At 69.6% G+C, this 22395-nt stretch carries 21 protein-coding genes; 19 read left to right on the forward strand and 2 right to left on the reverse strand.

Annotation, left to right across the window (positions count from 1 at the left end; genetic code table 11):
* Window positions 1-12 precede the first annotated feature (12 nt).
* Both GEMRO_RS0110990 and GEMRO_RS29065 read right to left on the reverse strand, forming a co-directional pair.
* Complete coding sequence (locus GEMRO_RS0110990; protein ID WP_027134021.1) at window positions 13-2085, reverse strand: ATP-dependent helicase; 2073 nt, start codon at window positions 2083-2085, stop codon at window positions 13-15.
* Between the two features lie 74 nt (window positions 2086-2159).
* Complete coding sequence (locus tag GEMRO_RS29065; protein ID WP_051328947.1) at window positions 2160-2801, reverse strand: GntR family transcriptional regulator; 642 nt, start codon at window positions 2799-2801, stop codon at window positions 2160-2162.
* Window positions 2802-3103: 302 nt separating this feature from the next.
* Between GEMRO_RS29065 and GEMRO_RS0111000 the strand changes: the two genes are divergently transcribed.
* The 19 genes from GEMRO_RS0111000 (at window position 3104) to msrP (ending at window position 22326) form a co-directional block, all read left to right on the forward strand.
* Window positions 3104-4129, forward strand: a complete 1026-nt coding sequence (locus GEMRO_RS0111000; protein WP_051329592.1) for an ABC transporter ATP-binding protein — start codon at window positions 3104-3106, stop codon at window positions 4127-4129.
* Window positions 4130-4169: 40 nt separating this feature from the next.
* Window positions 4170-5447, forward strand: coding sequence for an ABC transporter substrate-binding protein (locus tag GEMRO_RS0111005; RefSeq protein ID WP_027134023.1), 1278 nt, complete (start codon window positions 4170-4172; stop codon window positions 5445-5447).
* 91 nt (window positions 5448-5538) lie between these two features.
* Complete coding sequence (locus tag GEMRO_RS0111010) at window positions 5539-6414, forward strand: ABC transporter permease (RefSeq protein WP_027134024.1); 876 nt, start codon at window positions 5539-5541, stop codon at window positions 6412-6414.
* 2 nt (window positions 6415-6416) lie between these two features.
* Window positions 6417-7319, forward strand: a complete 903-nt coding sequence (locus tag GEMRO_RS0111015) for an ABC transporter permease (RefSeq protein WP_027134025.1) — start codon at window positions 6417-6419, stop codon at window positions 7317-7319.
* On the forward strand, window positions 7316-8053 hold the full coding sequence (locus tag GEMRO_RS0111020; RefSeq protein ID WP_027134026.1) for an aspartate/glutamate racemase family protein: 738 nt from the start codon (window positions 7316-7318) through the stop codon (window positions 8051-8053). The genes GEMRO_RS0111015 and GEMRO_RS0111020 overlap by 4 nt, the downstream gene beginning before the upstream one ends.
* Window positions 8054-8152: 99 nt before the next feature.
* Window positions 8153-8752: a recombinase family protein gene (locus GEMRO_RS0111025; protein ID WP_027134027.1), complete on the forward strand. Its 600-nt coding sequence runs from the start codon at window positions 8153-8155 to the stop codon at window positions 8750-8752.
* Window positions 8753-8867: 115 nt separating this feature from the next.
* On the forward strand, window positions 8868-10406 hold the full coding sequence (locus GEMRO_RS0111030; protein WP_027134028.1) for a YifB family Mg chelatase-like AAA ATPase: 1539 nt from the start codon (window positions 8868-8870) through the stop codon (window positions 10404-10406).
* Window positions 10407-10561: 155 nt separating this feature from the next.
* The gene (locus GEMRO_RS0111035; protein WP_027134029.1) at window positions 10562-11491 is read left to right on the forward strand and encodes a carbohydrate ABC transporter permease; all 930 of its coding nucleotides are present in this window, start codon (window positions 10562-10564) and stop codon (window positions 11489-11491) included.
* Window positions 11488-12318, forward strand: coding sequence for a carbohydrate ABC transporter permease (locus GEMRO_RS0111040; RefSeq protein WP_027134030.1), 831 nt, complete (start codon window positions 11488-11490; stop codon window positions 12316-12318). The genes GEMRO_RS0111035 and GEMRO_RS0111040 overlap by 4 nt, the downstream gene beginning before the upstream one ends.
* Before the next feature lie 11 nt (window positions 12319-12329).
* Window positions 12330-13652, forward strand: coding sequence for an ABC transporter substrate-binding protein (locus GEMRO_RS0111045; RefSeq protein ID WP_205624953.1), 1323 nt, complete (start codon window positions 12330-12332; stop codon window positions 13650-13652).
* Window positions 13653-13719: 67 nt separating this feature from the next.
* Window positions 13720-14547 carry a phosphodiesterase gene (locus tag GEMRO_RS0111050; RefSeq protein WP_027134032.1) on the forward strand — a complete coding sequence of 276 codons (828 nt, stop codon included), beginning with the start codon at window positions 13720-13722 and terminating at the stop codon, window positions 14545-14547.
* Between the two features lie 86 nt (window positions 14548-14633).
* Window positions 14634-15374 (forward strand): pyridoxine 5'-phosphate synthase, encoded by a 741-nt coding sequence (locus GEMRO_RS0111055; RefSeq protein WP_027134033.1) that lies wholly within the window; start codon window positions 14634-14636, stop codon window positions 15372-15374.
* A gap of 10 nt (window positions 15375-15384) precedes the next feature.
* A complete protein-coding gene (acpS, locus tag GEMRO_RS0111060) occupies window positions 15385-15801 on the forward strand; it encodes a holo-ACP synthase (protein WP_027134034.1) in 417 nt (138 codons plus the stop codon).
* 141 nt (window positions 15802-15942) lie between these two features.
* Entirely contained in the window at window positions 15943-16683 is a 741-nt protein-coding gene (gene lepB, locus GEMRO_RS0111065; RefSeq protein ID WP_027134035.1) for a signal peptidase I, read from the forward strand.
* Complete coding sequence (gene rnc, locus GEMRO_RS0111070) at window positions 16683-17414, forward strand: ribonuclease III (RefSeq protein ID WP_051328948.1); 732 nt, start codon at window positions 16683-16685, stop codon at window positions 17412-17414. The genes lepB and rnc overlap by 1 nt, the downstream gene beginning before the upstream one ends.
* The gene (gene era / locus GEMRO_RS0111075; protein WP_035485160.1) at window positions 17411-18343 is read left to right on the forward strand and encodes a GTPase Era; all 933 of its coding nucleotides are present in this window, start codon (window positions 17411-17413) and stop codon (window positions 18341-18343) included. Before rnc ends, era begins: the two co-directional genes overlap by 4 nt.
* 4 nt (window positions 18344-18347) lie before the next feature.
* Complete coding sequence (recO, locus tag GEMRO_RS0111080) at window positions 18348-19082, forward strand: DNA repair protein RecO (RefSeq protein ID WP_027134038.1); 735 nt, start codon at window positions 18348-18350, stop codon at window positions 19080-19082.
* Window positions 19079-21304 (forward strand): DNA topoisomerase IV subunit A, encoded by a 2226-nt coding sequence (gene parC, locus GEMRO_RS0111085; protein WP_027134039.1) that lies wholly within the window; start codon window positions 19079-19081, stop codon window positions 21302-21304. Before recO ends, parC begins: the two co-directional genes overlap by 4 nt.
* Window positions 21305-21363: 59 nt before the next feature.
* Complete coding sequence (gene msrP / locus GEMRO_RS0111090; protein WP_027134040.1) at window positions 21364-22326, forward strand: protein-methionine-sulfoxide reductase catalytic subunit MsrP; 963 nt, start codon at window positions 21364-21366, stop codon at window positions 22324-22326.
* Window positions 22327-22395: the final 69 nt, after the last annotated feature.

Raw genomic sequence — 22395 nt, forward strand, 5'->3', positions numbered from 1 at the left:
CGGGGCTGGCCGTCAGCCCGCCGCCCACATCCCGCGCATCCGGGCGCCGACATCGATCCGCACGCTCCGGGCGGCTCCCCCCGGAGCCGTGGCGCCCGGCGCCGCCACCGGCCAGGTCGTCTGCTCGAACAGGGACAGCAACTGGTCCGGGACGAAGCGGGTGCGCGCCGCATAGACGTGCCGGTCGCCCCTGGCATGCTGGCCATGAGTGAAGAACCGCTGCGGGACCAGCAGGTGCAGGTCGTCCCTGGCCCTGGTCATCGCGACATAGAGCAGCCGCCGCTCCTCCTCGATCTCGTCGGTGCTGCCGGTGCCGAGGTCGGAGGGGATGCAGCCGTCCACCACGTTCAGCACGAACACCGACTTCCATTCCTGGCCCTTGGCCGAGTGGATCGTGGAAAGGATCAGGTAGTCCTCGTCGCGCAGGGGCACCCCGGCCTGGTCGCTGGTGGCGTCCGGCGGGTCCAGGGTCAGCTCGGTCAAAAAGCGCTCGCGCGACGGATAGCCCGCCGCGATCTGGGCGAGCTGGACGAGGTCGGCCCGGCGGGTGGCGGCGTCCTCGTGGATCCGCTCCAGATGCGGCTCGTACCAGGCCCGCGCCAGGTCCAGCTCGGCCGGCCAGCCAACGCCGCGCAGCCGCTCGACCAGCTGGACGAACTCCCGCCAGCCGTCGCCCGCCCGGGAGGGTGCCGTCACGGTCATGAGCGCCGCCACCGGGTCGGCCGCCTCCGCCATCCGGTCGAGCGCCCGTTTGGCGGAACTCGCGCCCACCCCGGGGATCAGCTGCATCAGCCGGAACCCGGCTACCCGGTCCTTCGGGTTCTGGACAAAGCGCAGGAGCGCCAGCACGTCCTTGACGTGCGCGGAATCCAGGAACTTCAGCCCGCCGAATTTCACGAACGGAATGTTCCTGCGGGTCAGCTCCACCTCCAGCGGTCCGGCATGGTGCGAGGTGCGGAACAGGATCGCCTGCTGCTTGAGCGCGATTCCGGCCTCGCGGTTCTCCAGGACCCGCTCCACCACGTAGCGGGCCTGGTCGGCCTCGTCGCGCAGGGCCACCAGCCAGGGCCGCCCCTCCGCCTTTCGCTCGCTCCACAGGTTCTTGGTGAACCGCTCGGCCGAGAGCGCGATCACGCCGTTGGCCGCCGCCAGGACCGGCTGGGTGGAGCGGTAGTTGCGGTCCAGGGTAACGATGCTGGCGGGCGGGGTGAATTGGCCCGGGAAGTCCAGGATGTTGCGCACGGTGGCAGCGCGGAACGCATAGATCGACTGGGCGTCGTCGCCGACCACGGTCAGGCCGTGGCCGGCCGGCTTCAGGCCCAAGAGGATCGAGGCCTGCAGGCGGTTGGTGTCCTGGTACTCGTCGACCAGCACATGGTCGAACCGGCCGCCGATCTCCTGGGCGAGCAGCGGCTCGGCGGCCATCTGCGCCCAGTAGAGCAGCAGGTCGTCGTAATCGAGCAGGTTCTGGCGCTGCTTGGCCAGGACATAGCCGGCGAACAGCCGGCGCAGCTCCGCCGCCCAGCCCGAGCACCAGGGAAAGGTCGCCTGGAGGACGTCCTCCAGCGCCATCTCGGCGTTGACGCAGCGCGAGTAGATCGCAAGGCAGGTGGCCTTGGCCGGAAAGCGGCTCTGGGTCGCCGACAAGCCCAGCTCGTGGCGGACAAGGTTGATCAGGTCGGCGGAATCGGCGCGGTCCAGGATCGTGAAGGACGGATCCAGCCCGATCTGCTCGGCATGCTCGCGCAGGAGCCGCGCGCCGATGCCGTGGAACGTGCCGGCCCAGGTGAGGGCCTCGGTCAGGATGGCGGCGGACGGGCCCAGCACCTCGCCCGCGATCCGCTCGACCCGCCTCGCCATCTCCGCGGCCGCCCGCCGGGAGAAGGTCAGCAGCAGGATGCGGCGCGGATCGGCGCCATGGGCGATCAGATGCGCCACCCGGTGCGCCAGCGTGCTGGTCTTGCCGGACCCGGCCCCGGCGATCACCAGGAGCGGCTGCGGCGGGCCGGACCGGCCGATCCCGTGCTCCACCGCCTGCCGCTGTTCCGGATTGAGGTTCGCCAGATAGGCGGCCGCCGCACTCACCTTGACATCGTCCCGCTGGAAGCCTGCGGCCGGAGGATCACGGATTCCCGGTTTGTTCGCAACCGGCCGGACGGCTAGGAGCCCCGCCGCGTCCCGGCGACATGGTGCAGGTGCTCGACCATCCGGCGCGCGGCCGTCAGGGGATCGCCGGTCCGGATCGCCTGGACGATGGCGTCGTGCTCGCCGGGCGGGCAGTTCTCGTCATGGCGCTGGGCATGGGCCGCCAGCGCCACGGCGGTGCGCCAGACCAGGTCGTCGATGATCCCCGCCAGCACCTGGTTGCCGGCCAGTTCGGCCACCAGCCGGTGGAACTCGCCGGCCAGCCGGATGATCCGGCCCTGCTCCCCGGCCGCGCGGGCCGCCGCCTCGTCGTCCAGATGCGCGTCGAGCCGCGCCACCGCCAGGGCGCGCGCCCGGGCATCCAGCCCGGCGACCTTGACGATGGTCTGGCTCTCGATGATCCGCCGCGCCTCGAACAGGGCGGCGGCCTCCGCCGGCGACGGCTCGGCGACGAAGGCGCCCCGGTTCGGCTCCAGCCGGACCACGCCACGCTGCGCGAGCAGCAGCAGCACCTTGCGCACCCGGGCCCGCGTCACGTCAAAGATCTCCGCCAGGCTCTCCTCGGCGAGCTTGGTGCGCGGCGGCAGGCGGCCCTCCACGATAGCGTCGAGGATGTGCTCGAAGATCTCGCGCTCGAGCTGGAGCCCGGCGGGCACGGGCGATCCGGTTGGGGAACAGGTCAGGGAAAGCATCGTCGCCGTCAGGTCGTTGTCGTGACCCTATCCCGCACACGAAGTCCTGCGGAAGCACGATCTTTGGCAGACGGGCCGGTTCCTCCGCCAGTGATGTAGATGATCCTGGGTGATCGTGGCGCTGCCTGCTCAATATCCTGGCAGGTGATGCCTGTTCCATGGCCATGGCCATGGAGGCTGCGCCTCAGCGACTGATTCCTGCCCGATTGGCGTCTGGCACGGGAACTGCATCTCGGATTGTCGACAATCCAGCGGAGATGTTTTGGATGCCAGCAGCCGCTGCCGAAACGGGCGAGGCCCGGGGCCGGATCGAGTTCGCGGGCGTGTCGAAGGCCTATGGCACCGCCCGGGCCGTCGATTCCATCAGCCTGGACATTCCAGCGGCCACCTATTGCTGCCTGCTCGGCCCCTCGGGCTGCGGCAAGACCACCTCCCTGCGCATGCTGGCCGGCCACGAGATCGCCACCGCCGGCGACATCCTGCTCGACGGGCTGGACGTCACCCGCCTGCCGCCGGCCAGGCGCGGCACCGCGATGATGTTCCAGAACTACGCCCTGTTCCCGCATCTGAGCGTGCAGGAGAACGTCGCCTTCTCGCTGCGGATGCGCGGCGAGCCCCGGATGACGCGGCTGGCGCAGGCGCGGGCGATGCTGCGGGTGGTGGAGATGGAGCGCTTCGCCGAGCGCCTGCCGGCGCAGCTCTCGGGCGGCCAGCAGCAGCGCGTTGCGCTGGCCCGCGCCCTGATCACCCGGCCGGCCGCCCTCCTGCTCGACGAGCCGTTGTCGGCGCTCGACCCGTTCCTGCGCCTGCGGGTGCGCACCGAGCTGAAGAAGCTGCAGAAGAGCCTCGGCATTTCGTTCGTCCACGTCACCCATTCCCAGGACGAGGCCTTGGCGCTGGCCGACAAGGTGGTGCTGATGAATGTCGGCCGGATCGAGCAGCAGGGTACTGCCGAGGAAGTCTTCACCCGGCCGCGCACGCCGTTCGTCGCCCGCTTCATCGGCGGCCACAACGTCATCGATCTGGGCGACCGGATGGTCGCGGTGCGCACCGACCGGGTCGCCCTGCAGCGCGGCGAGGCAACTGGCCCGACCAGCCGCGCCGCCACCGTGAAGGCCGCCGAATATGCCGGCAACGGCTTCTCGGTGCAGCTCGTCGACGATCGCGACGGCGAGCTGATCGCGCTGGTCCCGGAAGAGGAGTTCCGCGCCCGGCCGTTCGGGGAGGGGGAGCGGGTCACCGTCTCCTGGGCGCCGGACCAGATGCACGTGCTCGAGCAGGGCAGCGCCTGAGGGCTGCCGAACCGTCCATGCCATCGCAACGAGGGAAACCATGATCAAGAAGATGCAGCCGACGGCCTCCCGCCGCGACGTCCTCAAGGGCGGCGCCGCCCTGGCCGGCATCGCCGCAACCGGGGCGATCTGCGCGCCGGCGGTGCATTCCGCCGAGCCGGTCACCCTGCGCTATCTGTCCACCGCCGTGAACCAGGCCCCCGCGATCGCCGAGCAGGCGTTCCGCGATACCGGCGTGAAGATCGAGTATGTCTCGGTCACCACCGACGAGGTGACCAAGCGCATCATCACCCAGCCCAACTCGTTCGACCTGGTCGACACCGAGTATTTCGCGCTGAAGAAGCTGGTCCCGGCCGGCAACCTGATGGGCATGGACGCCAAGCGGATCAAGCTGGTCGACAAGCTGGCGCCGGCCATCACCAAGGCCGAGATCGACGGCAAGAAGATCGGCGACCAGGGCACCGCGCCCAAGAAGGTGTTCTACCTGGACGGCCAGTACTCCAAGCAGTTCTCCGACACGCCGACCGAGTGGATCACCCTGATCCCCACCACCTACAACGCCGACACGCTGGGCATCCGCCCGGACCTGGTCGGCCGACCGATCGAGAGCTGGGCGGAACTCCTGAACCCCGAGTTCAAGGGCAAGGCCTCGATCCTCAACATCCCCTCGATCGGCATCATGGATGCCGCGATGGTCGTGGAGGCCACCGGCGAGCACAAGTACGCCGACAAGGGCAACATGACCAAGGAGGAGATCGACCTCACCATCGCCAGGCTGATCGAGGCCAAGCAGGCCGGCCAGTTCCGCGCCTTCTGGTCGGACTTCAACGAGAGCGTGAACCTGATGGCGTCGGGCGAGACCGTCATCCAGTCGATGTGGTCGCCGGCGGTGACCGCGGTGCGCCTCAAGGGCATCGAGTGCAAGTTCCAGCCGCTCAAGGAAGGCTACCGCGCCTGGGCGTCCGGCTTCGGCCTGCCCAAGACCCTCAAGGGCCGGGAACTCGATGCCGCCTATGAGTTCGTCAACTGGTTCCTGTCCGGCTGGGCCGGCGCCTACCTGAACCGCCAGGGCTACTACTCGGCCGTGCTCGACACCGCGAAGGAGCACATGGAGCCCTACGAGTGGGCCTACTGGATGGAAGGCAAGCCCGCCGAGAAGGACATTGTCGGCCCCGACGGCAGCCTTCTGGAGAAGGCCGGCACGGTGCGCGACGGCGGCTCCTACAACGAGCGCATGGGTGCGGTCGCCTGCTGGAACGCGGTCATGGACGAGAACGAGTACATGGTCCGCAAGTGGAACTCCTTCATCGCCGCCTGACCCCCTGAGCCCTGCATTCGCCGGTCCTTCCGTCCCCTCAGGGGGCGGGAGGGCCGGACCCGCGACCTTCCATGGCTGGTGGAACGACCGAATGACGGCCTCGCGCTGGACACCCTACTGGCAGGCCGCGCCCATGGCCCTGGCGTTCCTGCTCTTCTTCATCCTGCCGCTGCTCGTCACGCTGGTCGTGAGTTTTTGGAACTACACCGAGTATTCGATCGAGCCGGCCTTCGTCACCGAGAACTACGTCACCGCGTTCGAGGGCTGCCTGGCCGAACTGCCCGGCCTGTGCACCACCCTCAAGACCTATCTCTCCACCGTGAAGTTCAGCCTGCTGGTCTGGCTGATCACCCTGGTGATCGGCTTTGCCGTCTCCTACTACATCGTGTTCGAGATCCGCTCCAGTACGGTGCGCCTGGTGCTGGCCCTGCTCTGCACCATCCCGTTCTGGACCTCCAACGTGATCCGGATGATCTCCTGGATCCCGCTGCTCGGCCGCAACGGCGTGGTCAACCAGATGCTGATGGGCATGGGCGTCGTCTCGGAGCCGCAGGACTGGCTGCTCTACTCCGACTTCTCGGTGATCCTGGCCTTCGTCCACCTCAACACCGTGTTCATGATCGTGCCGATCGCCAACTCGATGTCGCGGATCGACCGCTCCCTGATCGAGGCAGCCCGCGACAACGGCGCCAGCGGCTGGCAGATCGTCTGGCACGTCATCGTCCCGCTGACCAAGACCGGGATCATGATCGGCTCGATCTTCGTGGTGACGGTGGTGATGGGCGACTTCATCACGATCGGCCTGATGGGCGGCCAGCAGATCGCCTCGGTGGGCAAGATCATCAACGTCCAGATCAGCTATCTGCAATTCCCGATCGCCGCGGCCAACGCGATCATCCTGCTGGCGATGGTCCTGATGATCGTCTGGGCGATGGTCCGCTTCGTCGACATCCGCAAGGAGCTGTGAGGATGCGCGAGGGCCGCTCCAAGACCTTCTGGGTCCTGACTTTCCTGTTCGCGCTCTACGTCCTGTTCCTGTACGGGCCGACCGTCACCATCACCGTCCTGTCCTTCCAGGGGCCGGACGGCGGGCTGACCTTCCCGATGAACGGCGTGTCGCTGCACTGGTTTCGCAACCTGTTCGCCGGGATCGGCGTGGCCTACGTGGCCGATGCCTTCCTGCGCTCGATGAAGCTGGGCCTGGTGGTCACCGTGCTGACCGTGATCATCTCGGTGCTGGCCGGCCTGGCGTTCCGCCGGCGCTTCAGCGGCGCCAACCTCCTGTTCTACACGGCCATCGCCAGCCTGATCCTGCCCTCGATCGTGGTGTCGCTCGGCATCGCCTTGGAGTTCCGGATCGTCGACGACAACGTCAAGGCGATCGGCGACGCCTACGAGATCACCTGGATCCAGGCCGAGTACCAGACCCTGATGGGCCTGATGACCTCGGGCCTGGGCGCGCACCTGACCTGGACCCTGCCGTTCGGCCTGCTGATCATGTTCGCGGTCTTCAACCGGTTCGACCCGGCCTACGAGGAAGCCGCCCGCGACCTCGGCGCCACGCCCTGGCAGACCTTCCGCCACGTGGTCCTGCCGATCATCGCGCCCTCCCTGGTCGGCGTGGCGCTGTTCGGCTTCACCCTGTCCTGGGACGAGATCGCCCGCTCCAGCCAGGCGGTGGGCTCGGAGAACACCTTGCCGATGCAGCTCCAGGGCCTGACCACCTCGGTGACCACGCCGGTCATCTACGCGCTGGGCACCGTCACCACCGCGGTGTCCTTCGCGGTGATCCTCTCCGCGATCGGGATCATGCTCCTGGTGCAGCGCCACCGCCGCCGCCATGGCTCGGACGCCGGGAGCGGCCTGGTATGACCCGCCTCCTGGTGGTCAACCCGAACACCACCGCCGCCATGACCGCCCGGATCGGCGCTGCCGCCCAGGCCGCCGCCTCGCCCGGTACCGAGATCCTGGCGGTCCAGCCGGCCGAGGGGCCGGCCTCGATCGAGGGCTATGTCGACGAGGCCTTCTCCGTACCGGGCCTGCTCGCCGAGATCCATGCCGGCGAGAGGGCAGGGGTGGACGGCCATGTCATCGCCTGCTTCGACGACACCGGGCTGGATGCCGCCCGGTCGCTCGCCAGCGCCCCGGTGGTCGGGATCGGCGAGGCCGCCTTCCACATGGCGAGCCTTCTGGCCGGGCGCTTCTCGGTGGTCACCACCCTGTCCCGCTCGATCCCGGCGATCGAGCACAACCTGGTCCGCTACGGCTTGGCCGCCCGCTGCGCCCGGGTCCGCGCCAGCGAGGTGCCGGTACTGGCGCTGGACGAGCCGGGCAGCGACGCGGCCGCGCGGATCTCGGTGGAGATCGAGCGGGCGAAGGCCGAGGACCGGGCGGAGGCGATCGTGCTGGGCTGCGCCGGCATGGCTGAGCTTGCCGCCCGCCTGTCCGCGCAGCACGGCCTTCCGGTGCTGGACGGGATCGCCTGCGCCATCCGGCTGGCCGAGGGCCTGGCGGCGCTGGGCCTGCGGACCTCCAAGCTCGGCGGCTACGCCCGGCCCCTGCCCAAAGCCTATGCCGGCCGCTGGGGCGACATCGTGGCGGAATGAGGCGAGGCGGAATCAGGCCAGCGGCGCGTACCCCATGGATTCTCCGGCAACCTTCGGCGATGATCGCGGCCCGGTCGGGTTGGAGGCGAGGTCGGCATCATGCGGATAGGCTATGCGCGCGCCTTCGACGACCGGCAGCAGCTGGCCCTCCAGGTGGAGGCCCTGACCGCGGCCGGCTGCGACACCGTCCAGGCCGATCTGGAGGCTGACTATCTGGGCAACCTGCCGGGCGGCCATCCGGACCGGCTCCACCTGGTGCCGAGCGACCGGCTGACCGTGGCGCTGCTCGCCATCGGCGAGGGCGACGTGCTGGTGGTGTGCCGCCTGGACCGGCTCGGGCGCTCGCTGGCCTTCCTGGTCGAGCTGATCACCTGGCTGGAAGACCATGGCGCCGGCCTGCAGTCGCTGGACGGCTCGATCGACACGACCTCGACCGAGGGCAAGGCGGTGATCCCGCTGATGCGCACCCTGGCCGACGCGGACCATATCCTGCAGCTCGAGCGGACGGCCGAGGAGGCGCAGGGCGGCGGGCCCGCGCGCCGCCTGGCCCGGCCGACCCTGGGCCAGCTGGCCTTCGCCAAGCGGGGCATCCAAACGCGGGAGAACACGCTGACCCAGCTGGCCTCCATCCTGGGGGTGGACCGCTCCTCCCTGGACCGCTCCGCGCGCGGCTATGTCCCGCCCGAGGACGAAGACTGACGGGCCCCCGGCAAATCGCGTTTTCGAGGCAATTTCCGCCGAAAGATCAATCTACGGTAGAAATGAAGCCGCAGCCCGTGGCATGTCTCGGCGCCTGACCTCCTCGGAGTGAACAATGGCGCCGACCACCACCATGGCGCGGATCCGGACCGTAGCCTTCATGGGCCTGGAGGTGCGCGACGTCGATGTCGAGGTGCAGCTGGCCGCCGGCCTGCCGGCCTTCACCCTGGTGGGCCTGCCGGACAAGGCGCTCGCGGAAAGCCGGGAACGGGTGCGGGGATCGCTCGGCACGCTCGGCATCGCCCTGCCGCCCAAGCGGATCGTGATCAACCTGGCGCCGGCCGACCTCGCCAAGGAGGGCAGCCATTTCGACCTGCCGATCGCGCTGGGACTGCTGGTCGTCCTGGGCCTGCTGCCGCCGGCCGCCCTGGAGAACCACCTGGTCCTGGGCGAGCTGGCGCTGGACGGTGCCATCCGGCCGGTCCAGGGCGTGCTGCCGGCGGCGCTGGCCGCCAGCGAGCGCAAGCTGGCGATGATCTGCCCGGGCGAATCGGGCGGGGAGGCCGCCTGGCTCGCCAGCGAGATCGAGGTGGTCGCCGCCCCGTCCCTGGGCGCCCTGATCAACCATCTGCGCGGCGTGCACCGCCTGGTCCCGCCGGAGCCGGCCCTGGCGGCCGAGCAGGGCGGCTATCCCGACCTGCGGGACGTGAAGGGCCAGGAGACCGCCAAGCGGGCGATCGAGATCGCCGCGGCCGGCCACCACCATCTGCTGATGAACGGCCCGCCCGGCGCCGGCAAGTCGATGCTGGCCGCCCGCCTGCCCGGCATCATGCCGCCCTTGGACCCGGCCGAGGTGCTGGAGGTGAGCATGATCGCCTCGATCGCCGGGCGGCTGGACGGCGGCCGGCTGACCCGTCGCCGCCCGTTCCGCAGCCCCCATCACGGCAGCTCGATGGCGGCCCTGGTCGGCGGCGGCAGCAATGCCCGCCCGGGCGAGATCAGCCTTGCCCACAAGGGCGTGCTGTTCCTGGACGAGCTGCCGGAGTTCCAGCGCAACGTGCTGGACGCCCTGCGGCAGCCGCTGGAGACCGGCCAGATCACCGTGTCGCGCGCGGCGGCGCATGCGACCTATCCCGCGCGCTTCCAGCTGGTCGCCGCCATGAACCCCTGCCGCTGCGGCCATCTGGGCACCCGCGAGCTGCAATGCGCCAAGGCGCCCCGCTGCGCCGACGACTACATGGGGCGGATCTCCGGCCCGCTGTTCGACCGGATCGACCTGATGGTCGAGGTGCCGGCGGTGTCGCCCGCCGACCTGCTGCTGCCGGCGCCCGCCGAGGACAGCGCCGCCGTGGCCGCCCGGGTGGCCGCCGCCCGCGAGCTGCAGTCGGAGCGGTTCGCGCGCGCCGGCCGCCCGGAGCTGCGCACCAATGCCGAGGCCGAGGGCGAGGTGCTGGACCAGATCGCCCCCTTGGACCCGCCGGCGCGCCAGCTCCTGGAGCGCGCGGCCAAGCATCTGCACCTGACCGCGCGCAGCTGGCACCGGGTCGTCCGGGTCGCCCGCACCATCGCCGACCTCGACGGCAGCGAACTCGTCCGCAAGCCGCAGATCGCCGAGGCGCTGGCGTTCCGCCGCCAGGCCCCGCGCCGGGGCTGAACCCGCCGCCCGGTCTTCCGGGAGGAAGGGGAAGAGGCAGGACGGGCGGTCGAGACGTCTAGATGTCATCGGCCCGTCTCGCCGCCATCGCCGCCCTGTCGTCATTCCCGCCTAGACCCGGCCCGGCCTGCTGCAACGTCCGGTCGGATGGATCCGTGGCCCTCGCCCTGCCCGCGCCGCTGCGCGTGAACGCCGCTTCCGCGCGGCCCGGCCGCCGCTGGATGGTGGCCTGGCTGCTGCTCGCCCCGTCTCTGGTGCTGCTGGCGCTGTTCACCTACGGCCCGATCCTGCGCGTGCTGCACGAATCGCTCTACGGCAGCCCGCTGCCGGGGCAGGCGGCGCCCTTCCTGGGCCTGGACAATTATGCCCGCCTGCTGGGCGACCCGGCGTTCCGCAACGCCGCCTGGAACACCGCCCTCTACGCGTTCTGGACGATCCTGCCCGGCATGGGGCTGGGCCTCGTCCTGGCCCTGGCGCTGGAGGCGACCTCCCGGGTCAGCTCGGTCCTGCGCGCGGTGTTCTTCTTCCCGACCCTGGTCCCGCTGGTCGCCGCCGCCTCGATCTTCGTGTTCCTGTTCCTGCCCGGCATCGGCCTGCTCGACCGCTACCTCGCCCTGATCGGGATCCGCGGCCCGAACTGGCTGGGCGACCCGGACGTGGCGCTCTACGCGATCATCGGCCTGACCGTCTGGAAGAACGCCGGCTACTACATGCTGTTCTTCCTGGCCGGGCTGCAGCAGGTCCAGCAGGACCTCTACGACGCCGCCACCATCGACGGCGCCGGCGTGCTGGCCCGGCTGCGGCACGTCACCCTGCCGGCCCTGCGCCCGACCATGGCCTTCGTGTTCGTGATCGCCCTGGTCAACGTGCTGGTCGCGGTCGACCACGTGTTCGTGCTGACCAAGGGCGGCCCGTCCGGCACCACCGACCTGATTCTGTTCTTCATCTACCGCCAGGCCCACGAGAACCACGACCTGGGCTTCGCCGCCGCTGCCACGGTGGTCAGCGTCGCCGTGCTGCTGCTGATCTCGGGTCTCGGCATCGAGACCCTGGAGCGCGGCCTGCGCAAGGAGGAGGGGGCATGACCCGCCTGACCCCGCGCGCCCGGCTGGGCCTGGTCCTGACCGGCGCGCTCGCCATCCTCTGGATCGTGCCGTTCTGGTGGATGGCGGTGGCGGCGCTGCGGCCGGCCGCGGTGCCGGTGCTGGAGATGGGCTCGCTGCTGCCCTCCTGGCCGCCCTCGCTCTCCAGCCTGGCGGATGCCTGGGATTCCGCCGATTTCCCGGTCTACTACCTGAACACCACGGTCATGGTGCTGGGCATCCTTGCGGTGCAGCTCGTGACCGTCACGCTTGCCGCCTACGCCTTCGCCCGGCTGCGCTTCAAGGGCGAGCGGGTCGTGTTCTACGCCTTCCTGCTCCAGCTCCTGCTGGTCCCGCCGATCTTCATCGTGCCCAACCTGATCACCGTGGTGGATCTGGGCCTGTACGACCGGCTGCTCGGCGTGATGGCGCCCTATTTCGTCTCGGCGTTCGGCACCTTCCTGCTCCGGCAGACCTTCCGGCGGATCCCGGTCGAGCTGGAGGAGGCTGCCCGGCTGGACGGGGCCGGCCTGCTCATGCTGCTGCGCCATGTCTACCTGCCGCTCAGCATCCCGGCGCTTGTCGCCTTCTCGATCGTCTCGGTGACCAGCCACTGGAACGAGTTCCTGTGGCCCTTGATGGTGGTGAACAGCCCCGACCGTCAGGTCCTGACCGTAGGCCTGGCGAGCTTCACCCAGAACGCGGAAAGCGCGTCGGACTGGAGCGTGATGGCCGCCGGCACCCTTCTGGTCGTCCTGCCCCTGCTGGTGGCGTTCCTGGCCTTCCAGCGCCGCTTCGTGAACAGCTTTGTCTTTTCTGGCCTGAAATAATGGAGAGAACCATGGCCCGGCTGACCAGCCTGCTCAGCGCGGCGACCGTCGCCGCCTGCCTCGCCTTGCCGGCTTCGGCCGGCGCGGCGACCGCGATCGACTTCTTCTTCCCGGTTCCGGTCGACGGCAAGCTCGCCAAGGAGATGCAGCGCCTGGTGAAGCTCTTCAACGAGGAGCACCCGGAGATCCAGGTCACCCCGGCCTATACCGGCAATTACGACGAGACCAAGATCAAGGCCCAGGCGGCCGCCGCCGCCGGCAAGCCCCCGGCCGTCGTCCTGATGTCGGCGAACTTCGTCTACGAGCTGGCCCTGCAGGACCAGATCCTCCCGCTCGATCCGATGATCGAGGCCGACGGCACCAGCAAGGACGCCTTCATGGAGGACTTCTGGCCGGCTTTGCACAAGAACGCCGAGTTCAACGGCCATGTCTGGGCGGTGCCCTACCACAACAGCACGCCGCTCCTCTATTACAACACCGACCATTTCCAGGAGGTCGGCCTGGACCCCGACCAGCCCCCGGTGACCTGGCAGGACTGGGTCGATGCCGCGAAGAAGCTGACCGTCCGCGACGGCGACCAGGTCGAGCGCTACGGCCTCACCATGTCCGGCAGCTACGACATGCTGGGCTGGACCATGTCGGCGCTGACCATGTCCAACGGCGGCCTCTACTACAATCCGGACTGGGGCGGTGAGGTCTACTACGACACCCCCTCGATGCTGGGCGCGCTGACCCTGTGGGACGACCTGATCCACAAGCACAAGGTCACGCCCGAGGGCGTGGTCGACAACAAGGGCGTCTCCTCGTCCTTCCTGGCCGGCCAGACCTCGATGGTGATCCTGTCGACCGGCTCGCTCTCCTTCATCCGTGAGAACATGGAAGGCCACTACAAGGTCGCCTTCGTGCCGAAGAACGTCCGGAACGCCGTGGCGATCGGCGGCGCCTCGCTGGTGATGTTCAAGGGCGCCACCGAGGAGCAGCAGCAGGCCGGCTGGACCTTCGCCAACTGGCTGACCACCCCGGAGAACCTGGGCTCCTGGTCGCGCTTCACCGGCTATTTCGCGCCCCGCCAGTCCTCCTACGCGCTGCCCGAGATGCAGCAGTTCCTGGACGAGAACCCGGATGCCGCGGTGGCGCTGGACCAGCTCCGCTTCGCCCAGCCCTGGTTCGCCACCTACAACACGGTCGCGGTGCGCAAGGCCCTGGAGGACGAGGTCCAGGCGGTCCTGTCCGGCACCAAGAAGCCCAAGGAGGCGCTGGAAGCCGCCCAGGCCAATGCCGACGCGATCATGAAGCCGTTCGTCGACAGCACCGCCCTGGCCCTGCCGAACTGAGCTCCGCTACCTCTTGACGTCGCGGCGCCGGCAGGCTCCGGCGCCGCGATTCCGTTGGAGAACCGTCTTGCTGATCTGCCAGCTCACCGACCTGCATGTCGTGCCCGAGGGCACGCTCGCCTACCAGCGGGTCCCGGCCAACCAGATGGTCGCCCGGGCGATCGACCGTGTCCTGGCCCTGGACCCGGCACCCGACGTCGTGGTCGTCACCGGCGATCTCACCAATTGCGGCCGCGTCGAAGAGTACCGGATCCTCAAGGACCAGCTGGCCCGCCTGAAGCAGCCGGTGTTCGTCATCCCCGGCAACCATGACCGCCGCGAGAACCTCCGCCAGGGCCTGGGGCACCTGCTGCCCCGGGACCTGGACGGCGAGCGCCTGCACCAGGTCGTGGACGATTTCCCGGTCCGCCTGGTCCTGCTCGACACGGTGGTGCCCGGCCACGGCCATGGCGAGCTCGGCGAGGCCTGCCTGGACTGGCTGGAGGCCCGCCTGGCCGACGAGCCCCGCAAGCCCACGATCGTGGCCATGCACCACCCGCCCTTCCATTGCGGCATCGGCCACATGGACCGGATCGCCCTGTTCGAGCCCGGCCGCTTCGCCGCGGTGATCGCCCGGCATCCGCAGGTCGAGCGGGTGATCTGCGGCCATCACCACCGGCCGATCGTGGTGCGCTTCGCCGGCACCATCGCCAGCATCTCGCCCTCCCTGGTCCATCAGGTCGAGCTCGACCTGGGGCCGGAAGCGGACGGCATGTTCGTGATGGAGCCGCCGGCCTTCCAGCTGCACCGCTGGACCGAGGCCACCGGACTGGTCAGCCACACCGCCTATGTCGACCCGGCCGAGGGACCCTACCCGTTCACCGACGAGCCCGACTATCCGGGCAAGCTCGCCTGAGGAACGCCCCCCTGCCGGCACCAGGATGCTCGCGCCGCCGTGTGCTTGGCGGTAAAGGGCATCGGACACGGCAGGGGAAATGGAGCATGGCGCGGCGCTTGCGGCTCGGGGTGAATGTCGATCACGTGGCGACGGTCCGCAACGCGCGGGGCGGCGCCCACCCCTGTCCGGTCCGGGCGGCAGCCCTGGTCAAGAAGGCGGGCGGTGACGGGATCACCGCCCATCTGCGCGAGGACCGCCGGCACATCCGCGACCAGGACGTCGACCGGCTGAAGAACGAGATCGCGCTGCCGCTCAACCTGGAGATGGGCGTCACCGACGAGATGCTGGCGATCGCCCTGCGCGTCCTGCCGCATGCCGCCTGCCTGGTGCCCGAGCGCCGCGAGGAGCGCACCACCGAGCATGGGCTGGCGGTGGCCGGCCAGGAGGAGCGGCTGCTCCCGTTCGTGGCGAGGCTGAAGGAGGCCGGCATCCGGGTCTCCTTGTTCGTCGACGCCGATCCCCGCCAGCTGATCGCCGCCGCCAAGGTCGGCGCCGACATCGTCGAGCTGCATACCGGCACCTATTGCGATGCCGGCGAGGCCGAGCGGCCGCGGGAGCTGGAGCGGATCGAGGCAGCGGCCAAGCTCACCGTTGAGCTCGGCCTGGAATGCCATGCCGGCCACGGCCTGGACTACGCCACGGTGGTTCCGGTCGCCGCCATCCCGGCGATGGTGGAGCTGAACATCGGCCATTTCCTGGTGGGCGAGGCGATCTTCCGCGGCTTCGAGGGATCGCTGCGCGAGATGCGCCGGCTGATGGACGAGGCGCGCGGCATTCCGGCCTGAAGCCGCCGGCATGATCCTGGGCCTGGGCAGCGACCTGATCGACATCCGGCGGATCGAGCGGGTGCTGCTGCGCTATGGCGACCGCTTCGCTAGGCGCTGCTTCACCCCGGTGGAGCGCGAGGCGGCCGACCGGCGGCTGCGCCGCGCCGAGACCTACGCCAAGCGCTATGCCGCCAAGGAGGCGGTCGCGAAGGCGCTCGGTACCGGGCTCGCTCAGGGCATCTCCTGGCAGGAGATCGGCGTGGAGAACCTGCCGGGCGGCAAGCCGGTGGTGCGCCTGAGCGGCCGCGCCGCCCGCCGGCTGGCCGAGATGACGCCGCCGGGCATGGTGGCCCAGGTCGAGCTGACGCTCACCGACGAGCCGCCTCTGGCCCAGGCCATGGCCCTGATTTCCGCTCTGCCCGAGGCAGCCTTGACCGGAAGGTGAAGCCCGCCTCTCGCGAAACCGCTTGCTTTCTCCGAGCGTGTCGGGTCTTCCAGTCCTGCACATGGGTGCCGTGGTTCGTCGGTCGAGGCTGGTGGACCGTCGATAGCAACATTGCCTCCTGGCCACGATCCCGGTCGACCGATGCCCGATCACGTCGCGCTTGATAAGCGCAAGCCTTCCTCAACGCTCGAGACCTTCAAGACCCTGGTCTACGCGATCCTGATCGCGCTGGTCGTGCGGACGTTCCTGTTCGAGCCGTTCAATATTCCGTCGGGCTCGATGAAGCCGACGCTCCTGGTGGGCGACTACCTGTTTGTCAGCAAGTACGCCTACGGCTACAGCCGCTGGTCGTTCCCCTTCGGCATCGTGCCGATCAACGGCCGGGTCTTCGGCAGCCTGCCCGAGCGCGGCGACGTCGCGGTGTTCAAGCGGCCGGGCGAGAATGTCGACTACATCAAGCGCGTGGTCGGCCTGCCGGGCGACCGGATCCAGATGCGCGCCGACCGGCTGTTCATCAACGGCGAGGAAGTGCCCCAGGAGCCGGCCGGCACCTTCTCCGACCTGCACGAGGGCAGCGTGCCCCAGTTCCGGGAGACCCTGCCCGGCGGCCGGGTCCACCAGATCCTGGACCGCTATCCGGATGGCCCGATGGACGACACCCAGGAGTTCCTGGTGCCCGAGGGCCATGTGTTCATGATGGGCGACAATCGCGACAATTCGCAGGATAGTCGTGATCCCAGCGTGGGCTATGTTCCGCTGGAGAATCTGGTCGGTCGCGCCGAAATCCTGTTCTTCTCCACGGATGGTTCGGCCGGCTTCTTGGAGCCCTGGGCATGGCCCTTTGCGATCCGCTTCGAGCGGTTGCTCTCGACGATTCGTTGATGGAGGCGAACACGCCCGCCCGTTCCGCGGGTGGGCCGGCCGTTCCGGCCGTGGAATCGGTGCTCGGCTACACCTTCCGCAAGCCTGAGCTCCTGAGCGAGGCGCTGACCCATGCCAGCGCCGTGCGCCGCTCGACCGCCCGGCACAAGGGCCGCCGCTCCAACGAGCGCCTGGAATTCCTGGGCGACCGCGTGCTGGGCCTGGTGGTCGCGCACATGCTGATCGAGCATTTCCGCGCCGACCCCGAGGGCACCCTGGCCCTGCGCCAGGACGGCCTGGTCCGGCGCGAGACCTTGGCCGGCATCGCCCGCAAGCTCGGCGTCGGCGGCTGGCTGGTGGTCGCGCGCAGCGAGGAGGACGGCGGCGGACGGGACAATCCGGCGATTCTGGCCGACACGGTGGAAGCCCTGATCGGCGCGATCTATCTGGATGGGGGCTGGCAGCCGGCCGAGAGCTTCGTGCGCCGGCACTGGCAGCCGCTGATCGCCAATGCCGGGCTGCCCAGCCGCGATCCCAAGACCGCGCTGCAGGAATGGGCGCAGGCCCGCAGCCTGGAACGGCCCGCCTACCTCGTGGTCGCCACCGATGGGCCGCCGCACGCGCCGACCTTCCAGGTGAGCGTCAGCCTGCCCGGCATGCCGGACGTGACCGCGTCCGGCTCCTCCAAGCGCGCGGCCGAGCAGGCCGCCGCCAGCCTCATGCTTGAACGCCTTTCCGGTATGCCCTCATGATCACCTCCGACGACACCGCCTCGCCTGAAGGCCCCGCCACCTCCTGCGGCTTCATCGCCTTCGCCGGCGCGCCCAACGCCGGCAAGTCCACGCTGCTGAACCACCTGGTCGGCCACAAGGTCTCGATCGTCACGCCCAAGGCGCAGACCACCCGCCGGCGGGTGATCGGCATCTCCATGGTCGGCAGCACCCAGCTCCTGTTCGTCGACACGCCCGGGATCTTCGCCGACCCCAAGCGCGCCCTGGAGCGCGCCATGGTGCGGGCCGCCTGGGACGGGGTCGACGATGCCGACCTGGTCCTGTTCGTGCTGGATGCCTCCAAGGGGCTGAACGCCCAGGCCCGCGCCGTGCTGGAAGGCCTGGGCGAGCGCCATCGCCGGGCCTGGCTGGTGATCAACAAGATCGACACGGTCCGCGGCGACCGGGCCCTGCCGCTGATCGCCGAGGCCAACCAGATCCTGCCGTTCGAGGAGACCTTCATCGTCTCCGCCACGCGCGGCGACGGCTGCGACGACCTCCTGGCCGCCCTGGCCAAGGCGATGCCGCCAAGCGCCTGGCTCTACCCCGAGGACCAGCTGTCCGACCTGTCGGACCGGGCGCTCGCCGCGGAGATCACCCGCGAGAAGGTGTTCCTCCAACTCCAGGACGAGCTGCCCTACAGCATCACCGTGGAGACCGAGCAGTACCTGGAGAGCCAGGACGGCAAGGAGATCCGCATCGACCAGGTGATCTACGTGCTGCGCGACAGCCAGAAGGCGATCGTGCTGGGCAAGGGCGGCGCGCGGATCAAGGCGATCGGCCAGGCGGCCCGCCAGGACCTGGAGAAGCTCTTGGACGCGCGGGTCCACCTGTTCCTGTTCGTCAAGGTCCGCGAGTGGACCGACGATCCCGAGCGCTATCGGGAAATGGGGCTCGACACCCGGGACTGATCCCTTGGACTGGCACGACGAAGGCTTCGTCCTGACCCGCCGCCGCCATGGCGAGGCCAGCCTCGTCGTGAACGTCTTCACCTTCGAGCATGGCCGCCATGCCGGCCTGGTGCAGGGCGGCGCGGCGCGGGCCAACGCCCATCTCTGGCAGCCCGGCAACCGGCTGGACCTGCACTGGCATGCCCGGATCGCCGAGCAATTGGGCAACCTGAAGGGCGAGGCGATCCGCCTGCATGCCGGCGACGTGCTCGACATGCCGCTGGCCCTGGCCGGCCTGTCGGCTGCCATGGCCCTGCTCGACCAGGGCACCGCCGAGCGCGACCCGCACCCGGTGCTCTACGCCGCCACCCTGCGCCTGGCCGATGCGCTGGGTCCCGACGAGGCCTGGCTTGCCGACTATGTCCGCTTCGAGCTGGTGCTGCTGGCCGAGGCCGGGTTCGGCCTGTCCCTGGACCGCTGCGCGGTCACCGGGGTGACCGAGGATCTGGCCTATGTCTCGCCGCGCAGCGGCAGCGCCGTGTCCCGCGAGGCCGCCGCGTCATGGGCGCCGCGCCTCTTGCCATTGCCGCCCTTCCTGGTGGACGGCAGCCGGCCCGATCGTGCACAGGTGCTGGACGGACTGCGCCTGTCCGGGCATTTCCTCGACCAACGTCTGTTCGAGGCCGTGGACCGCCCGCTCCCGCAGGCCCGCATCCGCCTCCTCGATCTCCTGCAGCCCCCCGCCGACCCGGACACATGACCCGACCGTCCGCCGCACCCGAACATATCGAGACCGTCCCGCTCGCCCAGGCCCTGTCCGAGCGCTACCTGGCCTATGCGCTCTCGACCATCACCGCACGCTCCCTGCCCGACGTCCGCGACGGGCTGAAGCCGGTCCAGCGCCGGCTGCTCTACGCCATGCTCCAGCTGCGCCTGGACCCGGCCGGCGGCTACAAGAAATGCGCCCGCGTGGTCGGCGACGTGATCGGCAAGTTCCACCCGCACGGCGACCAGTCGGTCTACGACGCCCTGGTCCGCCTGGCCCAGGACTTCGCCCAGCGCTACACGCTGGTGGAAGGGCAGGGGAACTTCGGCAATGTCGACGGCGATAACCCGGCGGCGATGCGCTACACCGAGAGCCGGCTGACCAGATACGCCATGGCGCTGCTGGACGGGATCGACCAGGACACGGTCGACTTCCGCCCGACCTATGACGGCAGCGAGGACGAGCCGGTGGTCCTGCCGGCGGCCGTGCCGAACCTGCTGGCCAACGGCGCCACCGGCATCGCGGTGGGCATGGCGACCTCGATCCTGCCGCACAATGTCGGCGAATTGTGCGACGCGCTCCTGTTCATGCTGGGCCGCCCGGCCGACGCGCCGCGGCCGACCGCCTCGGAGCTGATGAAGTTCGTCCCGGGCCCGGACCTGCCGACCGGCGGGATCATCACCGAGAGCCCGGCGGCCATCCAGCACGCCTACACCACCGGCCGCGGCGGCTTTCGCCTGCGCGCCCGCTACACGGTCGAGCAGCTCCCGCTCGGCCAGTACCGGATCATCGTCGACCAGATCCCGTTCCAGGTGCAGAAAAGCCGGCTGATCGAGGACATCGCCGAGCAGCTCATGGCCAAGAAGCTGCCGCTGCTGGCCGACCTGCGCGACGAATCCACCGACCAGATCCGCATCGTCCTGGTGCCGCGCGCCCGCACGGTCGAGCCGGAGCTCCTGATGGAGCAGCTGTTCCGCGCCTCCGACCTGGAGGTGCGGCTGTCCCTGAACCTGAACGTGCTGGACGCCACCGGCACGCCCCGGGTGATGGGGCTGGCCGAGGTCCTGCAGTCCTGGCTCGACCACCGCATGATCGTGCTGGAGCGGCGCTCGCGCTACCGCTTAGGCAAGATCGAGGACCGGCTGCACATCCTGGAAGGCTATCTGAAGGCCTTTTTGGATATCGACGAGGTGATCCGGATCATCCGCGAGGAGGACGAGCCGAAGCCGGCCCTGATGAAGCGCTTCGAGCTCACCGAGATTCAGGCCGAAGCGATCCTGAACCTGCGCCTGCGCAACCTGCGCCGGCTGGAGGAGATGGACCTGCGCAAGGAGCATGCGGACCTGGAGGCCGAGAAGGCGAAGCTGGACCGGCTGCTGGCCGACCCGAAGCTGCGCCGCAAGGCGCTGGCCGACGAGGTCAAGGCCAGCCGCAAGGCGTTCGCCGACCCGCGCCGCACCCAGTTCGGCACCGCCCCGGTGATCGAGCCGGAGCGGTTCGAGGCCCAGGTCGAGCGATTCCCGGTGACCATCCTGCTCTCGCAGCACAACTGGATCCGCACGGTGCGCGGCCACCAGCAGGACCTGTCGGAGCAGAAGTACAAGGAAGGCGACGCGGCCCGCTTCGCCCTGGAGGCGCAGACCACCGACCGGCTGCTGGTGTTCGCCGCCGACGGCAAGATGTTCACGGTCCCGGTCGACCGCCTGCCGGGCGGGCGCGGCACCGGCGAGCCCTTGTCCCTGTTCGCGGACATCGCCAAGGGCGTGCCGATCATCGACGCGGCGGTGTTCCGGCCGGACGGCCGGATGGTGGTGGCGACCAAGGCCGGGCGCGGCTTCCTGGTGGAGGAGAGCTCGATCGTCGCCTCCACCAAGGCCGGCAAGCAGATCGTCGACCTGGACGAGGGCGACCAGCTGGTGAAGGTCGTGCCGGTGGCCGGCGACCATCTGGCGGTGCTGGGCAGCCATCGCCGGCTGCTGGTGTTCCCGCTGGATCAGCTCAAGACGCTGGGCCGGGGCAAGGGGGTCCAGCTCATGAAGCTGCACTCCGCCGCGGTGGTGGACGTGGCGGTGATCGATCCCAAGGCCGGCTTCACCTGGCAGACCGGCAGCCGCCAGCGCCGCGAGGAATGCACGACCTGGATAGGCGAGCGTGCCCAGTCCGGGCGGGCCACGCCGGTCGGATTCCCCAAGGACCTGTCGTTCACACGTTCGTGATCGAGTGACCAGGCGGCGCGGATCGTCGTACCTTCACCCATCGAAGGGAAAGGACCGACATGCTGACCCGCGCGCGCAGGATCTGGGACGTGATCGACCACCGGGTGACCGACGAGGCGCTGGCGCTCGACCGGCGCCGGCTCCTGGCCGGAATCGGGCTGGGCGCCGCCATGGCGGCGCTGCCGCTTCGCGCCCGTGCCCAGGAGGGCGGCGAGCTGATCGCCCCGGAACTCTATCCCGGCGAGCGCAATCCGGCCTTCACGCTGGACCGGCCGCTCACCGAGGAGAAGATCGCCACCAGCTACAACAATTTCTACGAGTTCGGCGGCAGCAAGGACATCGTCGACGCCGCGCAGGCGCTCACCATCCGCCCCTGGGCGCTCACCATCGATGGGATGGTCGAGGAGCCGATGGAGATCGACGTCGAGGCGGTGGTGCGGCGCATCCCGATCGAGGAGCGCCTCTACCGGCACCGCTGCGTGGAAGCCTGGTCGATGGACGTGCCGTGGAGCGGCTTCCCCCTGAAAGCCCTGCTCGACTTGGCACGGCCTTTGGGCAGCGCGCAGTACGTGCGCTTCGAGACCTTCCTCAATCCTGACGAGGCTCCGGCACAGGCGCAGTCCTGGTATCCCTGGCCCTATGTCGAGGGCCTGACGGTGGCCGAGGCCGCCAACGACCTCGCCTTCATCGCGACCGGCATGTACGGCAAGCCGCTGCTCAAGCAGAACGGCGCACCGATCCGCCTGGTCACGCCCTGGAAGTACGGGTTCAAGTCGATCAAGTCGATCCGCCGGATCACCCTGACCGACGAGCGGCCGGTGAGCTACTGGGAGGAACTGGGCCCGAGCGAGTACGGCTTCTGGGCGAACGTGAACCCCGAGGTGCCGCATCCGCGCTGGAGCCAGGCCTTCGAGCGCCCGCTGGGCGATTTCGGCTCGGTGCCGACCCGGCTGTTCAACGGCTATGCCGAGCAGGTCGCCGGCCTCTACAGCGGGATGGACGGCGAGCAGCTGTATCGCTGATAGTTCTGCCCATGTGGCCACTCAGGACAGCGCCCTCCTACGGGAGCCGCCTGTCCTCATATACGGTTC

It is taken from the genome of Geminicoccus roseus DSM 18922, from assembly GCF_000427665.1.
Lineage (GTDB): Bacteria > Pseudomonadota > Alphaproteobacteria > Geminicoccales > Geminicoccaceae > Geminicoccus > Geminicoccus roseus.